General features: G+C 49.4%; 6 protein-coding genes. 3 read left to right on the top strand and 3 right to left on the bottom strand.

What is annotated here, in order from left to right:
* On the top strand, nt 1-297 hold a 297-nt coding region (locus KKD83_10305; protein MBU2536535.1), incomplete at its 5' end, for a tRNA (N(6)-L-threonylcarbamoyladenosine(37)-C(2))-methylthiotransferase MtaB.
* A 30-nt stretch (nt 298-327) separates the two neighbouring features.
* Complete coding sequence (locus KKD83_10300; protein MBU2536534.1) at nt 328-810, top strand: hypothetical protein; 483 nt, start codon at nt 328-330, stop codon at nt 808-810.
* A 17-nt stretch (nt 811-827) separates the two neighbouring features.
* On the opposite strand, the gene KKD83_10295 is transcribed toward KKD83_10300, so the two are convergent.
* From KKD83_10295 to KKD83_10285, 3 genes are all read right to left on the bottom strand, one after another.
* Nucleotides 828-1,685, bottom strand: a complete 858-nt coding sequence (locus tag KKD83_10295; GenBank protein MBU2536533.1) for an epoxyqueuosine reductase — start codon at nt 1,683-1,685, stop codon at nt 828-830.
* Nucleotides 1,686-1,763: 78 nt separating this feature from the next.
* Nucleotides 1,764-2,120 (bottom strand): hypothetical protein, encoded by a 357-nt coding sequence (locus KKD83_10290; protein ID MBU2536532.1) that lies wholly within the window; start codon nt 2,118-2,120, stop codon nt 1,764-1,766.
* Nucleotides 2,121-2,130: 10 nt separating this feature from the next.
* The gene (locus KKD83_10285; protein ID MBU2536531.1) at nt 2,131-2,616 is read right to left on the bottom strand and encodes a GNAT family N-acetyltransferase; all 486 of its coding nucleotides are present in this window, start codon (nt 2,614-2,616) and stop codon (nt 2,131-2,133) included.
* A gap of 200 nt (nt 2,617-2,816) precedes the next feature.
* Here KKD83_10285 and KKD83_10280 point away from each other — a divergent pair.
* Nucleotides 2,817-3,046, top strand: a 230-nt coding sequence (locus KKD83_10280; GenBank protein ID MBU2536530.1) for a phosphoenolpyruvate carboxykinase, incomplete at its 3' end; no start/stop codon positions are given.

The following is a 3,046-nucleotide window of genomic DNA, read 5'->3' as shown; positions in this document are numbered from 1 at the left end:
TATTCACGGCGACCGGGGACAGAGGCCACTGATATGCCGGACCAGGTTTCAGAGAGAGTGAAGAAGGAAAGGACACGGAAGATGCTGGCGCTGGCCGAGGAAAGTGCCCACAGTTTTCGACAGCGATTTCTGGGCAGAACCATGACCGTGTTATGGGAGCAGAAATCCGGCGGCGTCTGGTCAGGGTACACGGGAAATTATATCAGGGTGTATAATAAAAGCAATGAAGATTTAGCCAACCAGCTAATACAAGTAAAGCCGGAGAGTATATATAAGGATGGGGTGAAGGGGAGGTAGATTATACATAATTGTTATAAGGAGGAGGAAATGGAATGGGTTCAAATAATATTGCCACCTTTGCTAGTGTTGATTGGGGGTGTTGTTGGTTGGGTTATCAAATCTCGCACTGAGGAACTCCGTGCTGTAGAGGAAAGGTTGCGTGGCGAACGTCGTAGGATATACGGTGAAATATTAGACCCATACATTGAGCTATTTGCCAATTTGAAGCAAGAAGACGAGGGAAGGGCAAGTATTGAGGAAAAAATTATCTCGAAAGATTACAGAAAAGCAATTTGGGAACTAGGTCTTTTAGGTTCTGATGAAGTAGTCCGTGCCTATAATGGTATGATGCAATATTTTTTTAATCTTGGTAGTAATGGCAAGCAAGACATTCGCGTGACTGTACGGTTATGGGGAAAGCTTCGTCTCGAAATTCGTAAAAGCCTTGGAAATAAAAATACTAAACTGGATGAATTAGACATGCTCCGAGGAGAAATAATAGATATTGATAAATTTTTGGATAAAAGTTAATTTCACTAAAATCTGCGTTATCCTGTTTTAATGCTTAACTTCTCCGCCGGGTTTCTGAACTCGCAGGGGACTTTGGTCTGGCAGAGGCCGCAGCCCTGTACGTCTACACCATACTTCTGCTTGATGTAAGCTATATCATCCCACATGTAGCGGCGGCATCTTATCTTATCGTGGCCCTGCTCTGTGATGGCGCCGGCGGGGCAGCGGGGAATGCAGGCCCAGCATTTATTATTGACATAAAATAAGCAGTTGGAATAGGGTGTCTTCGCCGTTCTTGGGCTGGTGGGGAGGGGCATATCCGTGACCACGCTGCCGCAGCGGTGGGCGATGCCGCGCTCCGTAATGAAGCCATCGGAGAGGCTGAAGGTGCCCAGCCCGGCAGCGTAGGCAATGTGCCGCTCCGACCAGTTGGAAAGGAAGCCCTTTTCGTTTTCCATGGTCTTGAAGTAGGGCTGTATAAACGGCGCCACAGCCAGGTATCCTTTGCCGACAATAACTTCGACAATGTGTTTCCGCAGCGCCTCGTTGAACTTTTCTCCGTACCACCGGGTATATGCCCAGGGGCATGATGGGATGTCCTTTTGTGGTCGATTTGATTTGCGTGTTTTAGCGGTAATGGGCAGTATCCAGCTGATGACGGACAGGTGCGCGGGTAAATCCTCAGGGCTTTTCTCATAGGTTTTGGACAGAGCTTCACGGGGGGTGATGTGGGTGCGGTCGATTATTGTTTTATACTCGTTGAAGATGGGGTCATCGCCGTCAGCAAACTGCACCAGCGGCTCGTCAAAGATGAAATCGTCATTCGAATCGGGCATACGATTTATCGGGCTGCTGCGCACGAAAGCCCTGATTTCTTCCTGTACGGATGCGGCCATTTCCTCTGTATTGATATTAACGGACAAGAGATTTACTTACCCTCCTTTATGCCTGGCGATTATCGGGATGATAGACGCTTACTCAGCTTCAAGCGCGTGAGTTAAAACCTCTTTCATGTGCTCGCCGGGCATCAGGAAGTCTTCTTCGGACAGGTCCTGCCCGATGAGTCTCAGGCGCTCGAGAAGCGAGTAGAAGTTGATGGCCCAGCCGATGCCGAACGCCTCCGGAACCAGAATTCGGCTGTCATAGGGATTCCAGTATGTTTCCCTTATGCGTTCTAGGGTGGGAAACCTGAAGTCATAGGGGACAAAGCCAACGGCCTTCCCGTGCCAGAGTCGCTCTTCTTTCGGCTTTTCCAGTTCCTGGCATACTGCGGTCAGTGCCAGCGTAATCGCCGTCACCTGAAGCAGTCGATTAAGGTCTTTGATATTCATCTTGACTCCTTTATGCCTGTGTGTTATCTATTCCCAGCACCACGGAGGTTTCAATCTGGCGCCGGGGAATATCCCAGTAAGTCTCCAGCAGCTGGTCTTTATCAGGCATAAGGCGAAACCCGTGTTTCTGGTAAAAAGAAATCGCCCGGCTGGCGTCCGCCCATGTCCCCACCAGCAACCGGGAGCCGGTAAAAAGGCGCTTGATGTAGTCCAGCAGGCGGCTGGCAATTCCCTGCCCCTGCCATTCCGGGAGGACGTAGGCATGGCGGATGAGGGTAACATCTTTGATTGGCTCCATTCCCATAATGCCCACCAGCTCTCCATTTACCTCCCAGCCGTAGAAGATGACCCTTTCTATCTCTCCTATCAGTTCGTCCATCGGCATATAGGGCTGCTGGTAACAGTCGGCCGGAATAACGCCTTCATAGGCTTCCGCAGCTTTATTGATGATAAAGTACATTCTCTGGGCATCACTGGCCCGGCACTGACGTATCATAAGTGTACAACTTCACCACAGATTATACCATTCAGGGACAGCATATTGGAAGAATGGAAAGCAAACTGATAATACTGGTAACACAGGTATAATATATGATATAATTTACCAATTTATAATTTTTTCACCTGCGAACGTGATGCCGCAGGGTTTCCCGAATGGGACTGGTGCCAGCCTGATGACATTATAAGGAGGCATCTATGTCTACACCGTTAGAGAACTGGGTTGAAGAGGTGGCAAGGTTGACCAAGCCGGATAGAATCTGGTGGTGTGACGGTTCGGATGATGAGGCGCACCGGCTTATGGAAGTAGGTATGAAAGAAGAGAATATTGAAGGGAAACCGGTATTCTACGAGTTGAATCAGGGTAACTGGCCCAGTGCCTATCTGCACCGGAGCCACCCAACAGATGTGGCGCGGACCGAACACCT

The sequence above is a fragment of the Chloroflexota bacterium genome, from assembly GCA_018829775.1.
In the GTDB taxonomy this organism is placed as follows: Bacteria; Chloroflexota; Dehalococcoidia; order Dehalococcoidales; family RBG-16-60-22; genus E44-bin89.
The sequence above is the reverse complement of the archived record's forward strand: the minus strand, read 5'-3'. Positions and strand labels throughout refer to the sequence as shown.